The 24,467-nt window shown below is 64.4% G+C and carries 30 protein-coding genes; 20 read left to right on the top strand and 10 right to left on the bottom strand.

Annotated elements, in window-relative coordinates:
* Positions 1-154 precede the first annotated feature (154 nt).
* Positions 155-532, top strand: a complete 378-nt coding sequence (locus EZH22_RS05930; protein WP_203194814.1) for a hypothetical protein — start codon at positions 155-157, stop codon at positions 530-532.
* Here EZH22_RS05930 and EZH22_RS05935 read toward each other — a convergent pair.
* Together EZH22_RS05935 and EZH22_RS05940 are read right to left on the bottom strand one after the other, a co-directional pair.
* A complete protein-coding gene (locus EZH22_RS05935; RefSeq protein WP_203194815.1) occupies positions 504-872 on the bottom strand; it encodes a helix-turn-helix domain-containing protein in 369 nt (122 codons plus the stop codon). The two genes, EZH22_RS05930 and EZH22_RS05935, sit on opposite strands and share 29 nt — an antisense overlap.
* A 20-nt stretch (positions 873-892) precedes the next feature.
* Entirely contained in the window at positions 893-1,186 is a 294-nt protein-coding gene (locus EZH22_RS05940) for a type II toxin-antitoxin system HigB family toxin (protein ID WP_203194816.1), read from the bottom strand.
* Positions 1,187-1,727: 541 nt separating this feature from the next.
* On the opposite strand from EZH22_RS05940, the gene EZH22_RS05945 reads away from it, so the two are divergent.
* The 9 genes from EZH22_RS05945 (at position 1,728) to EZH22_RS05985 (ending at position 7,981) form a co-directional block, all read left to right on the top strand.
* Positions 1,728-2,939 (top strand): tyrosine-type recombinase/integrase, encoded by a 1,212-nt coding sequence (locus EZH22_RS05945; RefSeq protein WP_203194817.1) that lies wholly within the window; start codon positions 1,728-1,730, stop codon positions 2,937-2,939.
* A gap of 196 nt (positions 2,940-3,135) precedes the next feature.
* Positions 3,136-3,873 carry a hypothetical protein gene (locus tag EZH22_RS05950; RefSeq protein WP_203194818.1) on the top strand — a complete coding sequence of 246 codons (738 nt, stop codon included), beginning with the start codon at positions 3,136-3,138 and terminating at the stop codon, positions 3,871-3,873.
* 143 nt (positions 3,874-4,016) lie between these two features.
* A complete protein-coding gene (locus EZH22_RS05955) occupies positions 4,017-4,262 on the top strand; it encodes a helix-turn-helix domain-containing protein (RefSeq protein ID WP_203194819.1) in 246 nt (81 codons plus the stop codon).
* Between the two features lie 268 nt (positions 4,263-4,530).
* On the top strand, positions 4,531-4,818 hold the full coding sequence (locus EZH22_RS05960; protein WP_203194820.1) for a winged helix domain-containing protein: 288 nt from the start codon (positions 4,531-4,533) through the stop codon (positions 4,816-4,818).
* Positions 4,815-5,204 carry a hypothetical protein gene (locus EZH22_RS05965; protein WP_203194821.1) on the top strand — a complete coding sequence of 130 codons (390 nt, stop codon included), beginning with the start codon at positions 4,815-4,817 and terminating at the stop codon, positions 5,202-5,204. The genes EZH22_RS05960 and EZH22_RS05965 overlap by 4 nt, the downstream gene beginning before the upstream one ends.
* Complete coding sequence (locus EZH22_RS05970) at positions 5,201-5,440, top strand: hypothetical protein (protein ID WP_203194822.1); 240 nt, start codon at positions 5,201-5,203, stop codon at positions 5,438-5,440. The genes EZH22_RS05965 and EZH22_RS05970 overlap by 4 nt, the downstream gene beginning before the upstream one ends.
* Positions 5,437-5,679 (top strand): hypothetical protein, encoded by a 243-nt coding sequence (locus EZH22_RS05975; RefSeq protein WP_203194823.1) that lies wholly within the window; start codon positions 5,437-5,439, stop codon positions 5,677-5,679. The genes EZH22_RS05970 and EZH22_RS05975 overlap by 4 nt, the downstream gene beginning before the upstream one ends.
* Positions 5,676-6,578 carry a DUF7146 domain-containing protein gene (locus tag EZH22_RS05980; RefSeq protein WP_231711322.1) on the top strand — a complete coding sequence of 301 codons (903 nt, stop codon included), beginning with the start codon at positions 5,676-5,678 and terminating at the stop codon, positions 6,576-6,578. The genes EZH22_RS05975 and EZH22_RS05980 overlap by 4 nt, the downstream gene beginning before the upstream one ends.
* Positions 6,575-7,981, top strand: coding sequence for a phage/plasmid primase, P4 family (locus EZH22_RS05985; RefSeq protein WP_203194824.1), 1,407 nt, complete (start codon positions 6,575-6,577; stop codon positions 7,979-7,981). Before EZH22_RS05980 ends, EZH22_RS05985 begins: the two co-directional genes overlap by 4 nt.
* 235 nt (positions 7,982-8,216) lie before the next feature.
* On the opposite strand, the gene EZH22_RS05990 is transcribed toward EZH22_RS05985, so the two are convergent.
* Positions 8,217-8,450, bottom strand: a complete 234-nt coding sequence (locus EZH22_RS05990; RefSeq protein ID WP_203194825.1) for a hypothetical protein — start codon at positions 8,448-8,450, stop codon at positions 8,217-8,219.
* A gap of 223 nt (positions 8,451-8,673) precedes the next feature.
* On the opposite strand from EZH22_RS05990, the gene EZH22_RS05995 reads away from it, so the two are divergent.
* From EZH22_RS05995 to EZH22_RS06020, 6 genes are all read left to right on the top strand, one after another.
* Complete coding sequence (locus EZH22_RS05995; RefSeq protein WP_203194826.1) at positions 8,674-9,084, top strand: hypothetical protein; 411 nt, start codon at positions 8,674-8,676, stop codon at positions 9,082-9,084.
* 124 nt (positions 9,085-9,208) lie between these two features.
* Entirely contained in the window at positions 9,209-9,415 is a 207-nt protein-coding gene (locus EZH22_RS06000) for a hypothetical protein (RefSeq protein ID WP_203194827.1), read from the top strand.
* A 1-nt stretch (position 9,416) separates the two neighbouring features.
* On the top strand, positions 9,417-10,070 hold the full coding sequence (locus EZH22_RS06005; RefSeq protein ID WP_203194828.1) for a hypothetical protein: 654 nt from the start codon (positions 9,417-9,419) through the stop codon (positions 10,068-10,070).
* A 4-nt stretch (positions 10,071-10,074) separates the two neighbouring features.
* Positions 10,075-11,286 carry a hypothetical protein gene (locus tag EZH22_RS06010; protein WP_203194829.1) on the top strand — a complete coding sequence of 404 codons (1,212 nt, stop codon included), beginning with the start codon at positions 10,075-10,077 and terminating at the stop codon, positions 11,284-11,286.
* Between the two features lie 3 nt (positions 11,287-11,289).
* Positions 11,290-14,862 (top strand): hypothetical protein, encoded by a 3,573-nt coding sequence (locus EZH22_RS06015; RefSeq protein ID WP_203194830.1) that lies wholly within the window; start codon positions 11,290-11,292, stop codon positions 14,860-14,862.
* An 11-nt stretch (positions 14,863-14,873) separates the two neighbouring features.
* Entirely contained in the window at positions 14,874-15,218 is a 345-nt protein-coding gene (locus EZH22_RS06020; RefSeq protein WP_203194831.1) for a hypothetical protein, read from the top strand.
* A 63-nt stretch (positions 15,219-15,281) separates the two neighbouring features.
* Here EZH22_RS06020 and EZH22_RS06025 read toward each other — a convergent pair whose 3' ends face one another.
* The 3 genes from EZH22_RS06025 to EZH22_RS06035 form a co-directional block, all read right to left on the bottom strand.
* The gene (locus EZH22_RS06025) at positions 15,282-16,271 is read right to left on the bottom strand and encodes a nucleotidyltransferase domain-containing protein (protein ID WP_203194832.1); all 990 of its coding nucleotides are present in this window, start codon (positions 16,269-16,271) and stop codon (positions 15,282-15,284) included.
* Positions 16,271-16,921 (bottom strand): 3'-5' exonuclease, encoded by a 651-nt coding sequence (locus EZH22_RS06030; RefSeq protein WP_203194833.1) that lies wholly within the window; start codon positions 16,919-16,921, stop codon positions 16,271-16,273. The genes EZH22_RS06025 and EZH22_RS06030 overlap by 1 nt, the downstream gene beginning before the upstream one ends.
* Before the next feature lie 372 nt (positions 16,922-17,293).
* A complete protein-coding gene (locus tag EZH22_RS06035; RefSeq protein WP_231711323.1) occupies positions 17,294-18,040 on the bottom strand; it encodes a hypothetical protein in 747 nt (248 codons plus the stop codon).
* A 183-nt stretch (positions 18,041-18,223) separates the two neighbouring features.
* On the opposite strand from EZH22_RS06035, the gene EZH22_RS06040 reads away from it, so the two are divergent.
* The 3 genes from EZH22_RS06040 to EZH22_RS06050 all read left to right on the top strand — a co-directional run bounded on the left by EZH22_RS06040 (position 18,224) and on the right by EZH22_RS06050 (position 20,873).
* Positions 18,224-18,745 carry a hypothetical protein gene (locus EZH22_RS06040; protein ID WP_203194834.1) on the top strand — a complete coding sequence of 174 codons (522 nt, stop codon included), beginning with the start codon at positions 18,224-18,226 and terminating at the stop codon, positions 18,743-18,745.
* Between the two features lie 660 nt (positions 18,746-19,405).
* Positions 19,406-20,341 carry a S1/P1 nuclease gene (locus EZH22_RS06045; RefSeq protein WP_203194835.1) on the top strand — a complete coding sequence of 312 codons (936 nt, stop codon included), beginning with the start codon at positions 19,406-19,408 and terminating at the stop codon, positions 20,339-20,341.
* Between the two features lie 289 nt (positions 20,342-20,630).
* Positions 20,631-20,873 (top strand): hypothetical protein, encoded by a 243-nt coding sequence (locus EZH22_RS06050; RefSeq protein ID WP_203194836.1) that lies wholly within the window; start codon positions 20,631-20,633, stop codon positions 20,871-20,873.
* A gap of 13 nt (positions 20,874-20,886) precedes the next feature.
* Here the strand turns inward: EZH22_RS06050 and EZH22_RS06055 are convergent, their stop codons facing one another.
* Genes EZH22_RS06055 through EZH22_RS06070 form a run of 4 tightly spaced genes read right to left on the bottom strand, consistent with a single transcriptional unit; the run spans position 20,887 to position 23,438 of the window.
* Positions 20,887-21,363, bottom strand: a complete 477-nt coding sequence (locus EZH22_RS06055) for a PEGA domain-containing protein (protein ID WP_231711324.1) — start codon at positions 21,361-21,363, stop codon at positions 20,887-20,889.
* A 59-nt stretch (positions 21,364-21,422) separates the two neighbouring features.
* Positions 21,423-22,094, bottom strand: coding sequence for an NHL repeat-containing protein (locus EZH22_RS06060; protein ID WP_203194837.1), 672 nt, complete (start codon positions 22,092-22,094; stop codon positions 21,423-21,425).
* Positions 22,095-22,125: 31 nt separating this feature from the next.
* Positions 22,126-22,530, bottom strand: coding sequence for a ribosomal maturation YjgA family protein (locus tag EZH22_RS06065; protein ID WP_231711325.1), 405 nt, complete (start codon positions 22,528-22,530; stop codon positions 22,126-22,128).
* Positions 22,527-23,438: a DUF817 domain-containing protein gene (locus EZH22_RS06070; RefSeq protein WP_203194838.1), complete on the bottom strand. Its 912-nt coding sequence runs from the start codon at positions 23,436-23,438 to the stop codon at positions 22,527-22,529. The genes EZH22_RS06065 and EZH22_RS06070 overlap by 4 nt, the downstream gene beginning before the upstream one ends.
* Positions 23,439-23,729: 291 nt before the next feature.
* Here EZH22_RS06070 and EZH22_RS06075 point away from each other — a divergent pair, with 291 nt between their 5' ends.
* The gene (locus EZH22_RS06075) at positions 23,730-24,311 is read left to right on the top strand and encodes a hypothetical protein (RefSeq protein WP_203196848.1); all 582 of its coding nucleotides are present in this window, start codon (positions 23,730-23,732) and stop codon (positions 24,309-24,311) included.
* The last annotated feature ends 156 nt before the right edge of the window (positions 24,312-24,467 follow it).

A 24,467-nucleotide genomic window follows, 5' to 3' on the forward strand; every position in this document is an offset into this window, starting at 1 on the left:
GGACCGTCCTTCCGCTGCCCGTGCCGTCACAGTTGAGCCTAATCGTCAAGGGGAGCGATAATGAGGACACCATCGTTCGGAGCAACGGCGCCATGCGGCCATCGGCGCCGAATTGCTTACGCTTCGCTTGAGTGCACCGAATCCGCACCCTGATTTGATCGCCCTCAATATCAACGGATCGCGGCCGTTTAAATTCTCGGATGACGGTTATTGGCAGCTCGCGTATCGCTTGGGCATGATCTTGTTCCGCATCGGGAGGAAAGACCTCCTCCCGGCGTTGCGTGAATGGGAAGATGGGCAGGCCGCGTACGAGATCTCCGGCGAGTTGCGGCGATTACACGAAATCAAGTCTGCTTTGCTCTGCAAGGCCGACGCGGTGGCGAGCAGGATCGCCATGGTCCACGCTACGCGGCAGGAGGAGGTTTCTCTGAAGCTGGGCGCGCTGCGCTCGTTCCTGGGCGGGAATGAGTTGCCTGCGTGGGTCGGAGAGATGGGGAAGCCCCTCAGGCCGCCAGCTCGTATGACCCAATGAGCAGCTCCGCCGGGATGCCCCACTCACGATGGAGTTGCCGCACCATCTCCATGGTGAGCGCCCGCTTGCGGTTGATGATTTCCGACGCGCGCGAAGCGGAGCCGAAAAGGCGAGTGAGGCCCGCCTGCCCCTCCCCACGTTGTTCCATCACGAAGCGGATGATCTCCACCGGATCGCCTTCCGGAACGGGCCAACGCTGCTCCTCATAGCGCTCCACGAGGGTTGCGAGGATGTCCAGCTTGTCAGCCTCGGGCGTGCCGGGAGCCGCATCGAAGATGCGCTCGATCTCAGCGAGGGCCGCCTTGTGGTCTGCATCGGTGTGGATCGGATGGATTTCCATGCTCGGTCTCCTCAAAACTGCTACACGGTCAGGGCATCGATCCGGTCGGACTCGGCATGGGTGCCGATGAACTTCACGAACGCGATGCTCAGGCGGAAGTTGAAGGCGACAATCAGGCGATAGTCGCCGCCATGGATTTCGAACCACACCCGCTCCCCATTCAGCGCCTTCGCCTCGGAGAAGGTGGCGAGCACGTCGGAGACGGATGCCCAGCGGGCCGCCTTCGCCACTTGCTCCCAGTGCTCCAGCGGCACCCGCATCTCGGGATGACGCTCCCAGAACGCGACCAAGGTGCTGCGGGCGATAATTCTCATGGCAGGGGATGATGCCTTCCCAGTTTGGGAAAATCAAGGAATTTTCCCAAGATGGGAAATCCGGCTGACGCACCTCGGTGTGCTTGCGGCATTATCTGGAGCGCAGCCGAATAGCTGGATCTGAGCCACTCCAGATCTATCTATTTGAATTTACGTTTAAATTTCAATTTCTGAATATCTGGATTTTCTGACCACGGAGAGAGAGAAAAGTGGGATGATCGGTAAGGGGCAAGCCAAGCGGGCTCATGGCTCGCCATGGCGGTTGGAGAACTCCCGCCGAGCGCAAGGAACTGCACGGAGTGGGGCTTGGGGTGGGGTTGCCCGCCCAGTCCGGCCAAATATCGCCGCCAATTAATATGTTAGGCTTGCAAGCTGGCGGAGAGGGGGTCCGACATACTATTGTTCGCCGATGATCGGGCGAGTTCGTTGATGCCAGATTTATCCCATATTTTCCAACGTCGCCTTGCCAGTTCCGATTGCTGGCGCCCGCTGGAGTTCGCTACAATCCGTGTCTCCTGCTAGGGCAGATGCTGGGGCAGAGATGGGACGCGAGACGAAGAGATTGACCGCTCGGACGGTCGCGACGCTGACGAGGCCAGGCCGCCACGCGGACGGCGGCAACCTTTATCTGTCCATCTCCTCGAACGGCGGCCGCCGCTGGATCTTCCTCTATCGCTGGGGCGGGAAGCAGCTTGAGATGGGCTTGGGCTCCGCCCGCGACGTTTCACTCGCTCGCGCCCGCGAACTTGCCGACAACGCCCGTGCGCAACTTGCCGAGGGCCTAAACCCTCTCTCGGCTCGGAAGGCAGAGGAGATCATCCCCACCTTCGGCGAGGCCGCCGACGCGCTGGTGGATGATATCGCTTCCGGCTTCCGGAACGCGAAGCACATCGAGCAATGGCGCATGACCTTGAAGGAGTACGCCGGCCCGCTGCGAACCAAGTCCGTGGCCGACATCACTACCGAGGACGTGCTGGCGGTCCTGAAGCCCCTTTGGGCCACGAAGCAGGAGACGGCTTCGCGCCTTCGCGGCCGGATCGAGCGCGTGCTGGACGCGGCCAAGGCGAAGGGGCATCGCTCCGGCGAGAACCCGGCCCGCTGGCGCGGCCACCTCGATAGCCTGCTGCCGAAGCGCCAGAAGCTCCAGCGCGGCCACCATGCCGCCATGGCCTATTCGGACGTGCCGGCCTTCATGGCGCGCCAACGAGGCCTGAGGGGCAGCACCGCGCTCGCCTTCCAATTCCTCATACTCACCGCCGCGCGCACGGGCGAGGTGAGAGGCGCCACCTGGGCGGAAATCGACCTCGAAGCCAAGGTGTGGACTGTGCCGCCGGCCCGGATGAAAGCCGGGAAGGCCCACCGCGTGCCCCTGTCGCCCGCTGCCATGGAGATTCTGGAGCGCGCGAAGGAATTGCAGCAGAAGCCGGAGGGCCCTGCCCTACTCTTCCCCGGAGCGAAGGCGGACAAGCCCCTTTCCGTGATGGCGTTCGACATGCAGCTTCGGCGGCTCAAGCTCGATGTGACGACGCACGGCTTCCGCTCGTCCTTCCGGGATTGGGCCGGCGAGGAGACGAGCTTTGCCCGCGAGGTTGCCGAGGCCGCCCTGGCCCACACTGTGGGCGACGCCACCGAGCGCGCCTATCGCCGGTCCGACGCACTGGAGAAGCGCCGCAAGCTGATGGAGGCTTGGGCGAAGTACGTGACCGGCGGCTCCGGCGCCATGGTGGTGCCGATGCAGAGAGCGACGAAGTGATGACGCTGAAGCGGGCGCGGCTTGTCTCCCTTGCGAACGTCCACGAACGCCGGCAGACTGCAGTGAACAAAGACGGAACCGATCGAGGCCGACCGTTCGGATGAACCACCATTTTTGGCAATCGCCCCACAGATGGCCGAGCGACTTCGGCAACTATGTATTTTTGCCTCGCGCAACATGCATGGTGGCGCGAGCGATGTTCGGAGACGCCTGGAGCGATGCGTTTTTCGGCATCGGTCCTCTGCCATTTCTACCAGCATCTCGGCAGAAGGCGGGCGCCAGTGCGGGGATGTATGCAGCAATGCTGCTTGGCAGGGAACGCCCCTCCGCAATGAGCCTACCCGAGTTCACCAACGAAGAATGGAGTAGGGCATTAGAACTCGCGGAATATTTTAATAAGGAGCCTCGCGCGAAAAAGGCGATGGCCGAAGATGCCGTTCGAAAATTTTCAGACGAAATATCTTCTGGAAACATCCATATCCATCTTAGAGCTAAAAAAATGCCAATTTGGCATGTTCTTCCATTGGCATGGATATCGGTTATTGGCCCAAGTGCCCTGCTATATGACGGTCGCGTTAATGCTCGTGATCCACGGAAAGATGTTGGCCTAAACGATGACTTCGCGTGGGTGTATGCTGACAAGATTGGGGTAGAGCGCCTGGTCCGGGATTTGGCCCGGCCACTTGGTGGTCAAGTAAACTTGACCGCGGCCACCATTTCGAAAGCTACCAAGATGCTCACGCAACACTTCAGAAGTTTGAAAGACCTCGGAAGGGATCCAGAACAGGTTACTAGGGAAGAGGCAGCGGCAATCGTGGGAATGGATGCCAGCAGCAAGCCATTCAAGAACGATGTTTGGCCCAACGCCCGAGTGGCTGCCAACCTTTCCAGGAGAGCTACCCCTGGACCAAAAAGATCAAAGTCCACCGCATAGCTAAGCCGCTGAGTTTGGACCGCTAATCGGTGCCCTATTCGGTGCCCGATTATATTCGGTCCCTTTGTTAGCCCATCTCGCGAATGCCAACTTTCGCTCATCAGCCGAGCACGTTCGCTCGGCTCCTGATGAGCGAGGTTCCAATGGCTCACGCCGCCACTGTCGCCCCCACGCCTGATTTCTCGGTCACCCGCGCCGTCCGTGATCCCGAGCCCGCCGCCTTCGATACGCTGCAGGCCGCCCGCTACATCGGCATCGGCAAGACGATGCTGTTCGATGAGATCAAGGCGGGCCGCATCCCCACGCGGAAAATCGGCCGTCGCACGCTGATCCTTCGCAGCGACCTCGACGCCTGGCTGGCCGCCATCCCGCCCCGCAACGCCGCCTGAAACGCGAACACCCGACGCTCTGGTCAGCGCCGGGTGCGGATTGTCGCGTCGAAACCACCCCTTCCGAGAGCGATTTCCATGCCCCATTCTATGCCACAGGCCCGCCGCGCGGGCAAGATTCCCCCGCCCACCTCGAGCACGAAACCTGCTGGGCGCATCCTGTCTCCCCTCCATCTGATCGCGCACCGCATCGCGTATCGCACCGGCATCCCGTTCGAGATTGCGCGCCTTCATGCCGAGGCTGCGGGCCTCGGGAAGGAGGTGGCCCATGGCTGAGGTGACCCAGATGCACATCCGCCTCGGCACCGAGGGCCCGGCCCTCACGGTGAAGGGTCGCATGGCATGGGCGCTCCACGAGCTGGTGCGGGCCGGCGAACTGGGCTGCACGCCCATCGAGCGGCCGGCGCCGCGTTGGAGCCACTACATCTTCAAGCTTCGCAAAGCGGGCCTCGCCATCGAGACGGTGGATGAGAGCCACGGCGGCGCCTACAGCGGATGCCACGGCCGGTACGTGCTGCGGACGCCGGTGCTGGTGATCGAGGAGGTGCGGCGATGAACCCGCGCGCCATCCAGCGGCGCGTGGAGCGCCTGACCCTCAAGAACGAAGCCGTCACCGACGCGGACGAACGCTTCTTCGCCCGGTTTCGAGAACGCCGGCATCGCATTCGGCTGGCATCCGAACACGAAGTGGAAATCGCCCGGCTCATGGGCGAGATGCCGCCCGTGCCGGCGAGTTGGCGCTTGTTCGCTGCCATCCGGGCTTTCGATGGTGCCCGCATGCGCGCCTTCGTCCTGCTCCCTGCTGGTGCAGCCGAGAAGGCCGATAGCCTCACCGAGGAAGAGGCCGCCCATACCTTTCGCTGGGTGCTGCGAAACAGCCCGAAGATGCGGGCCGTCCACCAGCAGACCGCAGCAGCCTTCGGGACTGGAGGCGGGGAATGAGCAAGATCCTCCGCTTTCCCGGCCCTCCGAATGCCGGCATGACCTACGCCGTGGAGCGCGACTTCTCCCAATGGTGTGTCGTCCACCGCCGCCGCGGCAAGTTCGTCAAGCGCACCTTCTGTGAGGGCCAGGCGGCCGCCGAGGCATTGGCGGACACGCTGCGCTTGCCGGAGGTCGCCGTACCGGACAGCGTGCTTCATGCCGCGTCCTATGACGACGATGGAGGCGCGGCATGATCCGGCGCGCTTCCACCATCGATCTGCCCCGGCATTTCGATGTTTACGACGGCCTCACCCGCGTTGGCGCCATCATCGAAACTGCCGACGGCTTCGAAGCCTGCAATGCCGATGGGGAGTATCTCGGACATTTCCGACGCCTTCAGGAGGCGGTGCGCGCAATCCCATCCGGAGCTTCCGCCCGCCGCCCCTCGCTCCAGACCGGCGCCGAGGCGCACGCGATGGGAGGCGCGGTATGATGGATCTGCGCTCCATCGCCAGCGCCCTCGGCGGCGAAATCGTCGGGCGGCAGGTTCTGGCCCCTGGCCCCGGCCATAGCCGGAAAGACCGATCCCTCGCCATCGTGCCATCGCCCCGCGCGCCTGGCGGCTTCCTCGTCCACTCGCATTGCGGTGACGATTGGAAGGAATGTCGGGACCATGTGTGCGACCTGCTGGGCATCGCACCGCCCGAGCGGCGCCGGCCGCCCACCCGCGAGGAACGTGCGCAGCGCCGCGAGGCGAATGCCCGCGCGGCCGAAGATGCGGCGGTGGACACCGCCAAGCGCACCAGGTGGGCGCTCGGCATCTGGGGCAAGAGCGTCGACCCGCGTGGCCGCATCGTGGAAGCGTACCTGAAATCCCGCGCTTTGCCGCTCGGCGAGGAGCTTGCCCGCACCGTCCTGCGCTTCCACGGCAGCCTGCGCTATGGCGAGGCGAGCCATGCCGGCATGGTGGCGTTGATGCGGGACATCCTCACCGATGAGCCCTGCGGCATCCACCGGACGTTCCTGGCGCCGGACGGCCGGAAGATCGACCGCCGCATGCTGGGGCGGGCGAAGGGCGCGGCCATCAAGCTCGATCCGCTGGACGGTCCGGCCCTCACCATCGGCGAGGGAATCGAGACGGCGATGTCCGGCCGGCTCTTCGGCTTTGCACCGGCATGGGCGCTTGGATCGGCGGATGCCATCGCCTTCTTCCCGGTACTGCCCGGCGTCGAGCGCCTGACGATCCTGGGCGAGACCGACGACAGCGGTGCCAATGAGAGGGCGGTGAAGGCCTGCGCCCGCCGGTGGCTCGCCGCCGGCCGCGAGGTCGTGCTGGTGCAGCCTCGCATTGCCGGCGACCTCAACGACGTGCTCAGGGAGGCGGCGCATTGACCTTCGCTCAGGCCCGATCCTCTGCCGCCTTCGAGACCCGTCACCTCACGCCGGACGATGTGGCGGATCATCGGACAAACGACCTTCTGACCGAGGATAATGCCGCTGCGCGCTTTGCCGAGCTGTTCGCCGACAAGCTCAGGTTCTGCCACGACACCGGGGCATGGTTCGAGTGGACCGGGCCGGCATGGCGGAGGAACCGCACCGGCCTCGCCTTCAACTGGGCGCGTACCCTTGCTCGCGACCTCGCCGAGAGCGAGCCCGACAAGGTGAGGTACATCACCGGCAAGACCAGCTTCGCCGGCGGCGTCGAGAAGTTCGCGCGCGTCGACCCGGTGTTTGCGGTGACCATCGAGGTGTGGGACCGGGACCCGTTCCTGCTGGGCACGCCGGGCGGCACCGTGGACCTGAGGACGGGGCTGCTGCGGCCGGCCAATCCCCGCGACGGCATCACGAAGCTCGCGGGCTGCACACCAGCCACCGAGGCCGATTGCCCGCGGTGGCGTCGCTTCCTCGAGGAAGCCACCGGTGGGGATGCCGAGGCCATCCGGTTCCTGCAGCAATGGTGCGGCTACAGCCTCACCGGCGACACGCGCGAGCACGCCCTGATCTTCGTCTACGGGCCGGGCGGCAATGGAAAATCTGTCTTCCTGAACGTGCTCACCGCCATCCTTGCCGATTATGCCACCACGGCCGCCATGGACACCTTCACGGCGTCCCACAACGACAAGCACCCCACCGACCTCGCCATGCTGCGCGGGGCGCGCCTCGTGACCGCGAGCGAGACGGAGGAAGGCCGGGCCTGGGCGGAAAGCCGGATCAAGCAGATGACCGGCGGCGACACCATCACGGCCCGGTTCATGCGGCAGGACTTCTTCAGCTTCCGGCCGAACTTCAAGCTGACCATCGTCGGCAACCACAAGCCGGCGCTGCGCAACGTGGACGAAGCCGCCCGGCGCCGGTTCAACATCGTCCCCTTCACCCGTAAGCCGGCATCTCCCGATCCCGAACTCGAAGCGAAGCTGAAGGAGGAATGGCCCGGCATCCTGCGATGGATGATCGAGGGATGCGTGGACTGGCAGGCCAACGGCCTTGTCCGCCCCGCCAGCGTGACCGAGGCCACGCAGACGTATTTCTCGGACCAGGACCTGCTCGGGCAGTGGATCGAGGAATGCTGCCGCGTGGAGCGCGAACGGCCCGATATCTGGGACAGGCGGGCCGACCTGTTCGAGAGTTGGACCGACTACGCCCGTGGTGCCGGCGAGGACGCGGGGTCCGCGAAGTCGTTCTACGAGGCGATGATCCGCAAGGGCTTTGAACCTGTTCGCCGGAATTTGGGCCGCGGCTTCCGTGGCATCCAGCTTCTGCCGAAAGCTCACCCCATGAGGGGGCATGACGCATGACGCGCCATGTCGCGTTTTTCCATTATAAGCCTCCTTACGCGCGCGTATCACGTGCGCGCGTGACGGGGCGTTATGCCGGATTTCGCGACACAACGCGTCACGCGTCACGCTTCGTGGCGAAACTGTGGCAGGTCCTGCCCTTCGCGGGGCTTCCCGAGGTCGATATTCCGACCTCGCCTCGCACCGGAAATCCCCGGTTCGCTCGCGTCCTCCTCATACTGAGGACGACCTCTGCTCACACCGCCAGCCGCACCGGCATGCGCATCGACGCCGTAAACGTCTCGAATGCCTGCCACGCCCGCCGCTCCATCTCGGGCTCGTCCGCCGCCTCCATCACGTCGATCAGCGGCTCCGCGTGCTCGGCGAAGGTCTGCGCACGAAGGAAGTCCACGGCGTCGGGAATGGAGTGCAGGACGATGGCCGAGCCGGCGGTGTGGACCTGCAGCGGGCGGATATGCGGGTTCTGCATGGTTTGGTTCTCCGGTTTCAGCGGCGCCCTTGATCGCTTTCTTACCGATGAAACGCGTCCCCACTTTGGGGGACATGTGACAATTCCGGGGAACGCGGCCGTGGTCGTCATTTGTCGTCACACCCCAGCAACATCTGTGCCGGGGCCGCAGTGTCCAGTTTGGGCCACTAGGAATTGGAACGCGCCGAGGGGCTTTGCCCCGGCCTGCATCGGAGACCGAACCATGTCGAACCCTCGCCCGTCGCTCCTTGCCACCCTTCTGCGCGCCGCCGCGGACTGGGCCGGCGCCCGCCATTGCGCGCCCAAGCGCGGGCGTGCCGAACGCCGCCGCCGGTATCGCCAGCGTCTCAAGGATCGGGCCGCTCTGTCCGACCTGTTCCGGAGCCGCTCGGGAGACTTCGCTGGGCAGGTGGTCGCCTTGCAGGATCTGGTCGTCAACCTGAATGCCGAGCGTGACCGTCTGCGCCAGCAGATCGCCCTTCACCATGAGCTGATGGAAGACCTCGGCCGGCGCAATGCCTGCCTTCTGGACCTCTGCGCCGCCTCCCAGCACGAGGCCGAGCACTGGAAGCGCTTCGTCGAAGGCGAGCGGGAGCGAGAGGCCGACCTTGCAGAGAAGCTTCAATTAAATTGATGGGTTAGTCTCTAGTGGACTCCAGTGGACTTTGGCGAAATGTAATACATCAAACAATTCAATTGATGACTGCGTAGTTAGATTACGCGAAGTGCGGTACTCTTCACCGACTGGAGATTTGAAGATGTCCGCAACCCATATCGAGGTGATGAGCCTCCGAGGCCCGCAGGGCTTCAACGCGGCGATCAACGAAGCCGCAGCGCGGGAAAGCCTCAGGCCGAGCGATTTCGTCCGCCGCGCCATTCTGGAGCGCATCGAGCGTGCCGGCGTCACGCCCCCGGCCGTGAAGCCGTTCGCGCCCCGCCATTCCCCCGAGAATGGGGGGCTCTGACATGGGCACGTTCGACAGCCTGTTCGGCAACCAGAACTCCGAGCGCGCGCAGCAGGCCACGATCAACGGCCTCATGGTGGGCTACAACAAGGGCAACCGCGCACTCGACAAGGGCTTGGCGGACGCCACCGGCTATTACGACCGGTCGCTGACCGAGACCGATCCCTTGAAGCAGACGTACGGCAAGGGCGTGGACATGCGCGCCAATGCCCTTGGCCTGAACGGGACGGAAGGCTCACAGGCCGCGCTTCAGGCCTTCCAGGCGGGCCCGCAGTACCAGTGGAACATGGACAATACGCTCCAGGCCCTGGGGCGTTCGGCGGCAGCGGCGGGACGGCTGAATTCTGGCAATACCAGCCTTGATTTCATGAAGGCGGCCTATGGCTTGTCCAACGGCGCATGGAACGACTGGCTCGGCCAGCTCGGCAGCTACGACGGTCTCGCCTCCAACACGGCTCAGAGCCGGACCAATACCCTGCAAGGCCTCGGGAACCTCAATTACCAGACCGGGAACAACAAGGCCGACCTGGCGTGGAAGATGGGCCAGGGCATTGCTCAGGCCGGGGCCAATGCCGAGTCCTCGCGCGACGCCGGGCTCGGCGGACTGATCGGGGCCGGGCTGAACTATGCCACCGGCACCAAGCTTTTCGGGTGACACCATGGTCGACTTCAGCACCCCGAACATTCAGGCTCGGCCGCTCGTTTCCCTTGGCGGCATGGCCATCTCGGATGCAATTTCCCGCATCCCGGCGAACCAGCAGGCAGCGTGGGAGAACCAGCAGGCTCGCCAGCTTGCCGACACCCGTCGCTCCACCCTAGCGGGGCTGGGCACCACACCTTCAGGGGAGCCCGACTATGCCGGCGCTTCCCTACGCCTCGCGCAAGGCGGCGACCTCCAGGGCGCGCAGTCGTTCGCCACGCTGGCCATGGCGCAGGGGCGGCAGGGCTACCAGCAGAAGCAGGACAGCATTCAAAACGATTTCGAGCGCCAGAAGCTCGACATCATGCGGCAGCGGGCCGGCAACGGCGAGGCGCCGAAATACGGTGTCGCGCCGCAATACGGCGTGGATGCGAACGGCAATCCCGTGATCCTGCAACTGGGCAGCAACGGCACGGTGACGCAGCCGAAACTTCCGGCCGGGGTGAGTCTGTCCAACAAGCCGATCCAGATGGACGCCGGCACCCATTTCGTCCTGATCGACCCCATCACCCGCCAGACGGTTGGCACTGTGCCGAAGGACGTGGCGGGCGCCGCGCAGCAGAAGGCCGTGGGCACCGCCGCAGGTCAGGCGCAGGCGCAGTTCCCCGGTGCGGAGGGTATGGCGAGCCAGATCGGCCAGCACGTGAACGACCTGGCGAATGACCCCTACCTGCCGAGCATGGTGGGGCCGCTCGCATCTCGCCTGCCGAACGTGTCGGCCGACGCCGCGCGCGTGCAGGCGCGCATGGACCAGCTCAAGGGAGGCGTATTCCTCCAAGGGTACAACATGCTCAAGGGCGGCGGCGCCATCACGGAAGTGGAAGGCCTCAAGGCCGAGAACGCCATGGCTCGCCTGAGCGCCGCGCAGAACCTCCAGGATTACAAGGCGGCTCTCGGCGAGTTCCGCGATGCTCTCACTACCGGCCTAACCAAACTGCGGGCGCAGGGCGCGATGGTGCCAGGCGGCCAGGCACAGGGCAGTGCTCCCGCCCCCGGACAGAGCGGCGGCCAGTACGCCCCCGGCGGGATGCAGCCGGGCCCGTCCGCCCGACCTCAGGGAGGTGGAGGCGACCCGCTTGCGCAGGCTCGTGCGGCCATCGCCCGCGGCGCCAATCGTGACGCTGTAATCCAGCGTCTTCAGCAGATGGGCGTAAACCCGGCGGGGCTTTGAACCATGCAAGGTGCCTTCGACGACCTCATCCCCTCCAGCCCCGCGCCGCGCATCACCACCTATTCGCCGCAGCGCGGCGGGGATCGGATGGAGGGCGGATATGAGGCGGCGCGGCCGGGACCGGACGGGCAGGCCGTCGTGCGCACGCTGGAAGACTTCCGCACGGGGCAGGCGCCCTATGTGACCATTGCCGGCAACCCCGCGCTCTATGGGCGCTCCTACACCATTCCGGAGGTGAGCTATCAGGCCGGCGGGCAGCGCCACGTGCTGCGCGACGTGCCCGTCGTGGTGCACGACACCGGCGGCGCGTTCCGCAATGCCCCGGAAGGCCGGTTCGACGTGCCTGTGGGGCGCGACCTCGCCCCGGCCGACACCAATCAGGGCTTGAGCGGCGTTCAGTTCGTGCCGCGGCAGGGTGGCGCCATGGCCTATTCGGATCAGCCCATGCTTCCCGCGGGCGCACAGGCCATCGAGGGGGCCATGCAACCCGGCGCGGGGCCGTCGGGTCTGTTCGATGATCTGATCCCCCCGGCTCGCCAGGCCAGCGCCGGCCTGTTCGACGACCTCATTCCGAGCCAATCCCAGCAGCCCGCCCCTTCCGGCGTCTGGAATAACCTGACGGCCGGTGCGAACGAAGCCATCTATTCGACCTTGGGCGCGCCGGTGGATGCCGCCACTTGGCTCACCAACAAGGCCGTGCAGGGTATCAACGCCGCGACGGGTGCGGAACTGCCGCAGGCTCGCCCCAACCTGCCGGGCTCCAGCCAGTGGCTCGCGGGCGTCGGCGAGGCTGTTGGCGTGAACGACCCTGCCAAGGTGCAGGCCGGCAGCATGGGCGAGAAGCTGGCACGCGCCGCTGGCGCCGGTGCTGGTGGCATGCTTGCGCCTGAGGCTATGCTGGGCGGCTTGAACCGCGCCGGTGTGGTCGGTGAAGGCGCCATGAACACACTCGGGCAGGTCTTCGGCCGCTCGGCCTCGGTCGGCGATGCCGCGGTAAACGCTGGCGTCGGCGCCGCGGCTGGTGTCGGCGGGCAGATGGCGGGACAGGTTGTTCCCGAACCGTGGAAGCCGCTTGCGGAGACGGTCGGCGGCATGGCCGGGGCCGGCGTGGGTGTCGGTGCCGTGGCGGCCGGGCGCGGCGCGGCTGGCCTGCCGCAGGCGTGGCGCGACTTCCGTCTGTCCGATCCGGCGACACAGGAGCGCGTGGCCGGTGAGCGCCTTCAGCAGTGGGCGACCGACCCCGCCGCGGTGCGCGATACGCTGGACGCGGCGGCGGCATCTAAGCAGGTCGGCATGCCGACCGAGCCCGGCGCCGTGGCCCGCAATCTGGTGGCCGGCTCCGAGCCCACGACCTTCCAGTTGACGGGCGACATGGGCCTTGGCGCGCTTGAGCGCACGAGCGCGGCGCAGAACCCGGCCGAGTTCATGCAGCGCAGGGCGGACCAGAACACGGCCCGCGTCGGCGCGCTGGAGGCGATCCAGCCCAAGGGCGCGCCGGAGCAGGTGGTGGGCGTGCTGCGGCAGAACCTCGCCGCGTTGGACCAGCAGACCGGGCAGGCGCTGGAAGCCGCGACCGCCACGGCCCGGCAGGCCACGGGCAGGTTGGGCGGCGAGGGTGCGCCGGAAGCCTATGGCGGCGCGATCCGCCAGAGCATCATGGACGCCCGCAGCGTGGCCAAGGAGCGCGAGCGCGCCCTGTGGCAGGCTGTGGACCCCAATGGAGACTTGAACCTTCCGGCGACGGGCGTGCGTGACACGGCCCGGACCATCGTGAAGGGGCTGGAGAAGTCCGCCGCGCCGTTGGCCGGCGAGGAGCGCGCCACCATCGTCACCGCCCTGAAGTATCCCGATGTGGTGCCGTTCCGCGAGATGACGGCGCTCCGCAGCCGGGTCTCGGACGCCATGCGTCAGGAGATGATGACGAACGGGCAGTCCCGCGTGTATGCTCGCCTGTCGCAGCTTCGCGGTGCCATCGAGCGTGATATTGAGAACGCCGTGGCCGCGAAAGCGGAGATGGAACAGCAGGCGGTGCAGGCCGGCGCGATGTCCGAAGAGGACACGATGGCGGCGGCAATCGCGCAGCTCCAGCGGGACCAACAGGCTTGGTATGAGCGACGCGCCTCCGAGACGTCCATGGGGCAAGGCGTTGCAGAAGGTGGTGGCGGAAATGCCGCCTTCGGACCGGGCCGAGTTCATCCAACACCTGGAGGCCAAGTACCGGGCGGAGGGGGATTTCGCGATGCTCCGCGAGATCAAGGCGTACAAAGCCCTGGCATCTTCCCCGCCGATCTCCAGCCCAATTTCGATGAAGGCGCCGCAGGACGATTGAAGGCTGCGTCCGAGGCGACGAAGCAGCGGGCTCAGACCTTCGACAGCGGCCGGGTGGGCGGCGCCATCAAGCGCTCCGGCTCCACCGGCCCTTTCCAGATGGAAGCCTCTGTCGTTCCCGGCCGGTTCTTCGTGGCCGGCCCGCGCGGGTTCGAGGCCATGCAGTCGCTGCGCAACGCCTCTCCCGGCGCGATGGCGCAGGTCCGGGAATATGCCATCAGCACGCTCCGCAAGGCCGCGCAGAGCCCCCTCGACGGCACGCTTGACCCCGCCAAGGTGCAGGCGTGGCGCCAGAAGCACGCCGACGCCCTTCGTGCCATCCCCGAGGTGGACCGCATGCTTGCCGACCCGGTGCAGGCGTCGGAGACGCTCGCGCGGCTCGCCACGGCCCGCAAGGAGCAGATGGACGCCTTCCAGCAGGGCGCCGTCGCTCGGCTGCTCAACGTGGAAGACCCGGCCGACGTGTCCAAGATCATCGGCGGCATCTTCTCGCGGCAGGACGCCGTGCAGCAGATGGCCCGCCTCGCCCGCGAGACAGCAGGGAATGATGAAGCGCGGCAGGGCCTGCGCAGGGCGGTGGCGGATTTTATCGAGAAGCGCTTCATCTCGAACACAGAGGCGGCCACGAGCGAAGAGGGCCTGATCCGGGCGGACAAATTCCAGGAGTTTGTGAAGCAGTCCGTTCCGGCGCTGAAGCATGTGCTGTCCGGCCCGGAAATCATGGTGCTCCACGCCATCGCGGCGGACCTGAAGCGGGCAAACCGCTCCGTCACGGCGGTGAAACTGCCTGGCGGGTCGAACTCGGTGCAGGACGCGCTAAGCGTCGGGAAGGCGAACAGCGCGCAAAGCTGGCTATCCCGCATCCTGTCGCCGGGCGCGCTCGCCAGTGCTGGCGCGGCGGCGGGGAGCGTGGTAGGCGGCGCGCTGGGTGCTGCGGCCGGCGGAGCGGGGGGCGCTCACTTCGGGCGCGTCATCGAGGCGATGCGGCAGGCCGGCCTTCAGAGCGTGGACCAGATCGTCACCGACGCGATGCTCAATCCCGAACGTGCCCGTGCCCTGCTGGCGCAGGTGAAGGGCGAACCCACCACGGGGCAGGCCATCAGCCTTGCCCGGGTCTACATGCGCGCCGCCGTGGCGGCAGATGCGGATGCCCCGGAAGACAGCGGCACCCGACGCCAGTCCAACGCCCCGAACCCGCCCCAAGCCGCCCCCGCGGTGCAGCGCTCGTTTGGCGATTTGATCCGGTAGGACGAAGCACGATGGATGACGAAAAGGATCAGGAGCGCCGGCACCGCAACGAGCGGGGCCAGTTTGTGACGGGCCATGCCTCGCTCGGCGGACGCCCCAAGGGCTCCCGGAACCGACTGGGCGAGGAGTTCCTCGAGCGGCTCTATGCCGACTTCGCGGAACATGGGCCGGATGCCATCGCCCGCGTCCGCGAGGAAAAGCCGGACCAGTACCTGCGCGTGATCGCCTCGCTCCTGCCCAAGGAGGTGAAGGTGTCGACCGAGGCCGACCTCTCAGACGAGGAACTGGACCGCCGCATCCGCCAGCTTGCGGCGGCGCTCGACCTCACGTTCGGCGAGGGCGGGGTGGTGCATTGAGGGGTGGCATGAAAGGCCGCAAAGGCCAACGCGACGCTCCCGGCACCCCGGAACGACAAACCTTTAGACTACGACTAGTTTATACAGTCGACTTTTTGCACCCACTTTTTCTACGGCGTCGAAAACAGACTCGGCAAATAGATACGACTTCGCCATGCTTACGCGAAACTCTCCAGTTGAAAACATATCATGAAATCTGTCCGCATCGCTCTTTTCGACAAGAAATTCAATATATCCACGGATTATCGACTCTATAGAGACGTGAGCGTCGGATAGGTCGGGGATGGAAAGCATCCACTCCAGCCGCTCCGTTGGAGACAAGGATACCATTTCACGCACGTCTGATGGAGCAACGGAGCCAAATAGTCTGTACTTTGCGAGAAGAAACATTATTCCCGAATAACAAGTGAGAAGCCTGCTATGCTTGAGGGTATAATTTTTCTTGCGTCTCTTTATATTCTTTTCTTCCGGCTCTTTTTCAGTTCTTGCTTCATAGTTTACGCACAGCGTGCGCCAAAGTCGCAATATGTCGTTTACCAAAAATGCCGGAATAAATTCATCTTTATGGTCTTCATAGTCACGCCAGTAAGCTGCAATTACATCATCGATTATCTCTCGATAAACATCAACGCCAATTAATGGCTTGCTCTCCAAAAGCAAAAGCAGCCGTGCAGTAAATGTGTTTAAGGCATCATCTTCTGGCTTTCCGAGTTTATCCTTTATGTCTTTTATGGTGTAGTGCGATAAATATTGCCCATCACCGTCGAAGTCTTTAATGCCGAGCTCTCTGGTCGCCTTGATTAGGTCAGCTTTAAGGCATATCTCGTCCAGCTGACGCAGGCGGCTTTCTGGCTTTTTTGCGCTCTCGTCTTTTAGTTTGCTTACGATAAACAGGTCCAAATCACTGTCCGAGCCAGCCTCGCGCCTGCCGAACGACCCGGTGGAATAGACGCAGGCAGAGCCTCGAATTAATGCCTCTGCACTCCCAAGGTGACTGCGAAGGCTTTCCGTCCGATGGTCGGTATCTTTCCTGCGCGCAGCCAACTCGGACATCAACGCCCCTCCCACTCAAACACGTTGGCAAATATTTCGGCTTGCTCAATAGCATCGTCTAGAGCGTTGTGAGTGTGCGCGCGACTTGAGGAAAGCCGAGACGGAAGTTTCGAGCGACTTGCCTCTGAAATGGGAATTCGAGCCTTGACGGCCATTGCGGTCTTAAGGTCAAAGCAACGCGAATACCCGAATGGAGAGCCTTCCTTCGTAAATTGAACGAAGTACCAATATAGCCACGCCCAATCAAAACTGACCGGATAAGCTACAAGAACAGGGCGCGCATTACCCGCAACGTTTGAAATCCACTCGTTCGCCTCTGACATAGCTCGCTGAGGGTCCATGCCTCGTACGCAAAGAGCATTTCTGTCGAGGCCATTTACCTGCAAAGCCTCCGGTTGGAAGTTATTAGAGATGGGCTGCATCTCTCTGTAAAAGGTTTTATGATACCCACTTGGGCGCAAGAATCTTTTGCCATCAAAGGAGCCCGCATACACCAGTGCGAACGACAAAAGAGAGTACGTCCCGGGAATGGGCCCGTCCGTCTCAATGTCCGCTGAAAAATAAGCATCTGTCGTCGTGGGCGCGCTCCTAAACCTGTCATCGCTCTCTGACAAAGCCGCCACCATGCTCCCGTGAATCGCGTAGTTCATCCTAGTGGCCTCACTCTTCCCACTCCATCGCAGCAGGCGTGCATCCTGCCGCGTCACTCCCCACCGGTTGGCCTTCAAACTCGGCCTTAGGTCAACAGTTCGGGTTCTAGTTTGGCACGGATTCGGTGCGCCGTCCTGTCGGATCGGGTCGTCTGACGGGGTTTGGGCTAGCTCACAACCCCTGCCTATATCTTGTCACCAGATTTCGCCCGTAGGCGCCTTCCGGCGCTCCTTGTGCGCCTCGCATAGGCGATGATGAACTCGGGCTGGTCGGGCCGCAGCGGCGCGCCATCGGCACCCCTTAGCATCGGGCCGCCGCGCCAAGCGTAGTAGTAGACCCGCTTGGACCCGTCGGCGAGCGTCTTGGTGGCGCTAGCGAGCCCCGGCAGCTTTTGCCGCATTCCCCTCGCGCTCCACGCATCCCACGGATGCCTCGATGCCCCTTCCGGGCGCCGACGAGTCATTGTCGTCTCGACCGACATTGATGCCGAGACCGGTGCCGCCGCCCAGGGCGACGCCGGCGCCCATGCCGCCCGGTCCCGCGCCATCCTTGCTGCGCTCTCCTTTTTCCTTGCCCCTCGAGGAGGGCGATCGGGATGGACCTTGCCTCGGGAGTTCAAGGTCCGGTGGGACCGGATCAAGGTCGAGCGCCTCGCGGATGAAATCGCGCAGCGAAACGACAAGGTCATGGGTGTGCACCGGCCGGCCGGCGACCAGCTCCGCAACGGCTTTCGCAGCGAGGCGCACATGCTCCTCCGTGCCCAGCAAAATCACATCGGACAGTGCCGCTTCGACCGCATCACGAATTCTGCGGGCCCGGTCGGAGCCTGCAGTAGGATTCAGTCCGGCGCCGGTGGTTTCGTCGGGTTCCCGCCGCCGGAAATCGCGGAGATGGGTCGGATCAACCGTGAGCGTCCCGGTAAACGACCCGCCCAGGGTCTTGTAGGCCGTGATCAAGGTGCGGAGCCGCTCGTTGATCTGGCGGTTCACGCGCTCCCTGCGCTGCCGGATCGTAAACATCGCCAGCAGACGGATGCCCACTCCAATGATGGTGAAGAGGGCGAGGCCCGCAAGGCCGAGGAGCAGGCTCCGCCAGGAGCTGAAATCGATCCCGTGCAAGTCGCATCCGCTATGGTTGGGGTGGGCCGCCCTGCCGCCAGCACGATCCCATCGGTAACTCCGTCGGAAAGAACTGGTTCACGAGTGCGGTGCCCCACGCACGCGCCGATCCACGTTTGGCTTGATCGCTGGTCTCAAAGCGTCCGGAGCGAAGTATCATTGTGGCGAATGGTGGGGGCGGAAATGAGAGTAGACCAGCTGTTGGACGCCGCTGTGGAGGATGCGCGTGAGCGCCACAAGGCGGTTATCGAATTGATCCGATTTACGGACCAGCAAGCGATATCCTTGCTAAATTTTCATGCTGCGCTTGGCGTGGCACTTGTATCCGGCGCGGCGGCTTGCCTGGGCAAGGACCCCCTTGTGCCGGCATTCGTCGGGATCGCCTTCGGCGCAGGTGCCATTTGCTTCATCGCGGGGGCATGGTGCGCGTTAAAAGTGCAGGCATCAGCCACCATTTCGTTGCCCGGAAGAGAGCCCAAATTCTGGATATGGGCTGCTCACGGCGAAATCGGTAATGATTTAGTATTCGAAGAATATATGAACAGCTTAGCGCGAGGACAAATAAAAAACGACGAGGCAAATATCTATGGCGTAAAATGGTTGAAGCGCGCGCGGGCGTGTGTATTTGCAGCACCGATCGCAGCCATATCTGCGTCCGGCGCTGCATATTTTTCTGTTAATCTTCTATCTTTGGTGACCGGATAAACGGTGGGACTTCAAGTTTCGTATGGTACGTCTCAACTGGAGGGGGCGGTGGGCCGCTGTCAGGCGGGTTGGATGGAATGGTAGGCTCTTTTGGTTTGGGATCTTTTTCCTCTTCCATGCTCGTCCTCCCCGTGTAGAACCGCGAAATGCACCCACATCCTGCCAAGATAAAGAATAAGAGTCGATGGGTGCCCAAAAAAGCCCGTCATTGAGAGCGGTCTAGACGATTCGGCGGCGCTGGTGATCATAAGGCGGCAACGTGCGCCGGATGCCAACATGGGGCGCGCCGGGAAATCGGGGGCGGACTGCCCGGCTCAGACCCGGGCAGGCCTGGGACAGGCCGCAGAGGCGTGCGTCGGACGAGTTTAATAGCCACGCTGAGCGCCAGAACGCCTTGCGGGCGGAGGGGGACGTTGGCTCCGGCCGGCGTGGTTTGCAGCGGCACGGGGTTCCGCGTCGCGCGAACCAGATAGATGATCACCTGGGCGTTGCTGGTCTGGCTGTCGAGGCCGACATTCGCAAAAGCTATCGGCAGCAACGATGAAGGGCCAGAGGGTTTCCCCCGAACGGGCGATGCCATCCTCGGCCCGGGGGCGCATATCACACCAGCTTCATCCGCCTGGGCGATGATGTCGGGCGGCTTCCCGATGGGAGATGGCAATGCGCAAGTGGCTCCTCGCTGGCATTCTCGCGACCGTCCTCTCTGGGCCTGCTGCAGCTTGGTGGGACGGCGGGCACATGCAAATCGCCTATGTCGCCTATAAGCACCTCGATGCGCCCGTGAAGGACAAGGTCGACGCGCTGCTCCGCCTCAATCCGGACTATGCGAAGTGGACCGCCGCGGCCCCCGACCCGAACACGGCTAAGCTCTACGCCTTCATCCATGCGGCCACCTGGGCCGATGACATCAAGACGAAGGCATACAACTACACCCGTGACAAAGTGACGGAGCCGGCCGCGGGGCAGAACATCGGGTACGCCGACCGCAACCAGCATTCCTTCTGGCATTACAAGGACGTGCTCTATACCCCCGATGGGTCGCCCCTGCCGCAGCCTGATCCGGTCGACGCGGTCACGCAGCTGAAGCTCATGATTAGGGCTCTGCCGCCCACCTCTGGCGCCACGGATGATGTGCGCTCCTACGATCTGGTGTGGATGCTGCACCTGGTCGGAGATCTGCATCAGCCGCTGCACGCCGTGGGCCGGTATACCCGCGAGATCCCCGACGGCGACGCCGGCGGCAATGCCGAGAGCGTCATCCCCGCGACGGGCGAATCCATCGCTCTGCACGCCTATTGGGATCGCATTCTCGGCGGCTATGTCTCGCCGGCCGGCGCAGTGTTCGACGCGGACAACGATGGGATCGCGGACATCAAGGTGAGCCCCGCGGCGGCGCAGGTGGTGGACCCGGAGGCGTGGGTGCAGGAGAGCTTCGAAGTCGCGAAGCAGTTTGCCTATGCGCCGCCAGTCGGCAACGGACCGAACGCGGTCCTGCTTACTCGGGACTATGAGACGAACGCCCGCAACATCGCCCGTGCCCAGGCGGCACTAGCGGCGGCGCGACTTGCGAATCTGATCAACGCGGCGCTGAAGTAGCTTAGGCGCGGCGCACCCCTGTGGGCTATGTTCGTCGCCCCGTGGGACTGGCGGCAGGGCGCGCGATGAAGGACGAGCCTTGGACCTCACCAGATGCGCCGCGATGGAAGCGGTGGGCAGGCAACATCATCTTGGCCACCTGCGCTCTCGGGGCCTGGGTGCTCTTTCTCCTTGATCCGATCGTTCGGCTCTGGCGCTGGTGGTTCGGCGTCTGACACTTCGGCACCGTCGAACGGCGTCCCGACCGGTGATAGCCTCCCTTCACCGGCTTCGTCCGTGGGAGGGAATCATGAAGACGCTCGCACTTGCGTTCGCCCTGCTATCGCTTTCTCCAGCCGCCGCCTCGGCTGATACCTGCGTCGCCAATGCGGACGCAAAGAAGCTCGCCGGCGCGGCGCGCACCAGCTTTCTCACGAAGTGCCAGAAGGATGCGGCCGCAGCCTGCAGCACCCAGGCGACCGAGAAGAAACTCCATGGCGCGGCGCAGACCAGCTTCACCACCAAGTGCGTCAAGGATGCCGTGGGGCAGTGATCGCCTTCGCCCCTCAGCTGGCGGATTGGGCCGATGGTGGGCCCATCGGCGCGTGGCCTTGCGGCCAGACGATGTTCGGCGCGGCGTCCGCTGGCTTCTTCCCCTTTGGATAGAGGATGACCCGCAGCGGGTTCGGAGTGTGCTCCAGGGTGGCGCCGGACGCCGCGTCGGCGGCGAGGCCGATCACCCCGCCCACGATGGCGTTGCCCACGATCCCGGCGGCCGCGCCTTCACCTGCAATCCGCGTCTTTACCTCGACCTCTTCGGGCTCGTAGCCGGCCTTGGTGAAGGTGACGGAGAACTCGTCCTTCCTGTTCACCGTCATCGTGCAGGGGGTCGTGCAGGTGAAGCCAGTGGAGGTGCGGACATCCGCTCCGCTCGGCTCCGACTGGATCTGCACTTGGCTCGTCGTGCCGCGCGTGATCGTGGCGCAGGCAGCAAGCGATACCCCGGCGCCCATCGCGAGCGCCAGCCTTATCTTCGTGTTCATGAAAGTCCCCTGACCCAAGGGAAGAATGCCAAGGGCAGGGTTGAGAGTCCAGCGGTCTGCTACCGTACAGCGGCCGGAGGCTGGGAATATGGCGCTGCGGTGCGCCTGCGGCTTCGCCACATGCAGAACATGCCCATCCCGCCGAGGAGCCACGCCAGAAGCGGGTGCCAAAAGGGAAACAACAGCACTGTCAGAACGTGTGGGGGTGGACCTGCCACCTGTACGGGTTGGGCGAACACCACACCTTTCAACGAGAGTTTCCCGGGCCATAGCAGGCTCTGCATTGGCTCTCCACCCCAAGTAAAGGGCCGCGGCGGTGCTGCAACGGAGCCATCCGGATTGAAAAATTCGACTTCCTTGGTGCGCCTCGATGCGAGGGCGATTGCTCCCTCCCGCGTCAGGCCCAGGGCAAACTGCCCGCCGCCGTTGTTGGCGAACCAGCCATTTAGGAAGCGGCCGTCGCGGTCGTATCTCTGGATTCGCGCGAAGGGCATGGACGCCGTGACCGTGGTCGCGTCTGGTCCCGTAATTGCTGTCGTATCGAAGAAGGCGGGTAGTTCGACGTGATTCAGAAGGTCGCCGGTGGCGGCCAGCAGAAAGGGGCCAAAGAAGCCGAGGCTGCCGAGGGCGAGCAGGACGGCGCACCACACATGACCGCCGCGGCCGATACGCAGTGCGTCTCTCCACCAGACCGCAAGCAGGATCAGCGAGAATAGCACCATGAACCACATCAGGTATCCTCCAGCACTGAGGATATCACCTCTACCGCATGCGCCTGATAGCCAGATGAAGCGGCAGGGCGAGGGCGACACCGAGCCAGTAGGCCACGATGTTCCACGGGTTGAAGATGCGGCCCAGCAGCAGCGCGCCGGCGAGGGTGGCGCGGAAGGCGTCGAGGGTGGGCGCGTGGTAGAGGCGGAACAGCTCCGCCGCGAGTGCGATGGATGCGGCCACCACGGGCGCGAGCCACCAGCGCATGTCGTCTGTCGCCGCCCCGACGATGAGGAGCACCATGGCGCCCCACAGCACCCCGCCGCCGTAGTTGAGGAAGAAGCCCGGCAGCCCCATGGGCACGAGGCGCCAGACGAGGCCGCCCACCATCACCACCAGCGCCGCGGCGAGATAGAGGGCGGCGCGGCGAAGCCTCTCCTTCTGCGCCCCCGTCACGCCGGGCTCCCTTCGCGTGCCGTCTGAGCGGCGGTCTCGGTGTTGCGCCACAGGGCGGCGGCGACCAGCGTGTAGGAGATCAGCATCAAGAGAAACCACGAGGTGAGCTTGGCCGGCGACACCATGGCCCAGCCCTTCGTCTGGTGGGGATAGAGCCACGCGCCGGCCCCGGTGCCGATGTTCTCGCCGAACCAGATGAACAGCGCCACCAGGAAGAAGCCGAGCAGCAGAGGCATCCGCCGATGGACCTTCCAGACCTTGAAGTGGATCACAGTCCGGCGGAACAGCACGGCCGCCACCACCACCAGGAGCCAGCGCGCATCAAGGCCCCAATGGTCGGTGAAAAAGTTGAGATAGATGGCGGCGGAGAGGACGCCGAGCGTCCAGAGCGGGGGATGGCCGGTGAAGCGGAAGTCGAACAGACGCCATGCGCGGGCGATGTAGCTGCCCACCGCCGCATACATGAAGCCGGTGAACAGCGGCACGCCGGCGAGGCGCAGATAGCTTGCCTCCGGATAGTGCCAGGAGCCAACCGACGTCTTGAACAGCTCCATCGCCGTGCCGACGATGTGGAAGACGAGGATCACCTTCGCCTCCTCCAGCGTCTCCAGCCGGAACGCGAGGAGGGCGAGCTGCACGGCCACCGCAGCGACCACCAGCGCGTCGTAGCGGGGAATGGCGGCGTGCTGCGGATACCAGAGCCGGGTCGCGATGATGAGGGCGAGGAGGATGCCGCCGAACAGACAGGCCCAGCCCTGCTTGATGCCGAAGCGTAGGAATTCGTAGAACCCCGCCATGGCCGGCCCGCGCCCCGCGAACCATGCGCCGAGGCGCGCCTCCCGCGCCGCGAATGCTGCAATGATCGGCCAGTCGTCGCCGGCGCGCGGCGCGCCGCCCTCGATCCACATGACGCATCCCACCCTGTCCCGCCGCGAGATGGCGCTCTCATCCCGGCAATTTCAAGCCTGTCCAGTGCTCCCGTCCGTGGGCCTGTCGCCCTCATGTGCCTGATGCTGCACGTCGTATAGGACCGGAATGGGAAAAGGCAGGGCCGGAGGTGTTCTTGTCGCGGGCGATGGGGGGCAGCCTTTGTTCGGCGCCGCGCAGGCGAGCCTGAGGATAGCGAGGATGATCGCCCGCGTCGCCTTTCCCTGCCGCTCCATCGAGATCAGGCTCGCCTTCCGGCCGAGGAGTGCGACATGCAACTGCGGTGGGCAGCCAGGGGCGCGAAGGCGGCAGCGATGGCCAGAGAGCGCATTGCGAAGACCGGAATGGCGCCGGGTGGAGCACCGATCTGGACAGATCGGGAATTGGCGTTGTTGGCGGTGATCTTCCCCGATTATGAGCGAGCCGTAGCCGTGTTGGAGCGCCGCTCTTACTCGGCCGTGAAGCACAGAGCGCGCTCAATGGGGCTTACCGATTGCCGCCACATCTGGACGGGAGCCGAAGTGGCGCGCCTGCGCAAGCTTTATCCCACGGCGGATCGCCAAACGCTCGCGGCGTCATTTCCTGGAGTTCCATTCAGCAAAATAGAAGCCAAAGCGAAGCACGTCGGACTTCACCGTTTGCGCCGCCCACTAAAACAAACGGGCATACCCGCTATCGATCAAATTCGGGCTCGCGCCGTCGAGCTGAATGTGTCGATGGTCGATTTGGATGCTATGGCGAAGACCAAGACGTACTTTCAGAAGGCGGGCTGGATACGCGGTGTCGTCAACTATCGCGCCATCGGGCGGGCCGCTACCGCCCTCGATGGTCTGGTGGCGGTGCGCTGGAGCTAGCGGCATTAGGGCGCGCCCTTCCGCAGCCTCACGCCCGGCCCCTCGCCATTCTCGGCCACGAAGATGACGCCTGCGCTCGTCATGGCCAGAAGTAGACCGCCCCTGCAACCAGACCGCCAATCGATAGGATCCACGTGACGCGGACGATCCAAGCCC

Origin of the sequence: Xanthobacter dioxanivorans (assembly GCF_016807805.1) — a bacterium.
GTDB classification, from domain to species: domain Bacteria; phylum Pseudomonadota; class Alphaproteobacteria; order Rhizobiales; family Xanthobacteraceae; genus Xanthobacter; species Xanthobacter dioxanivorans.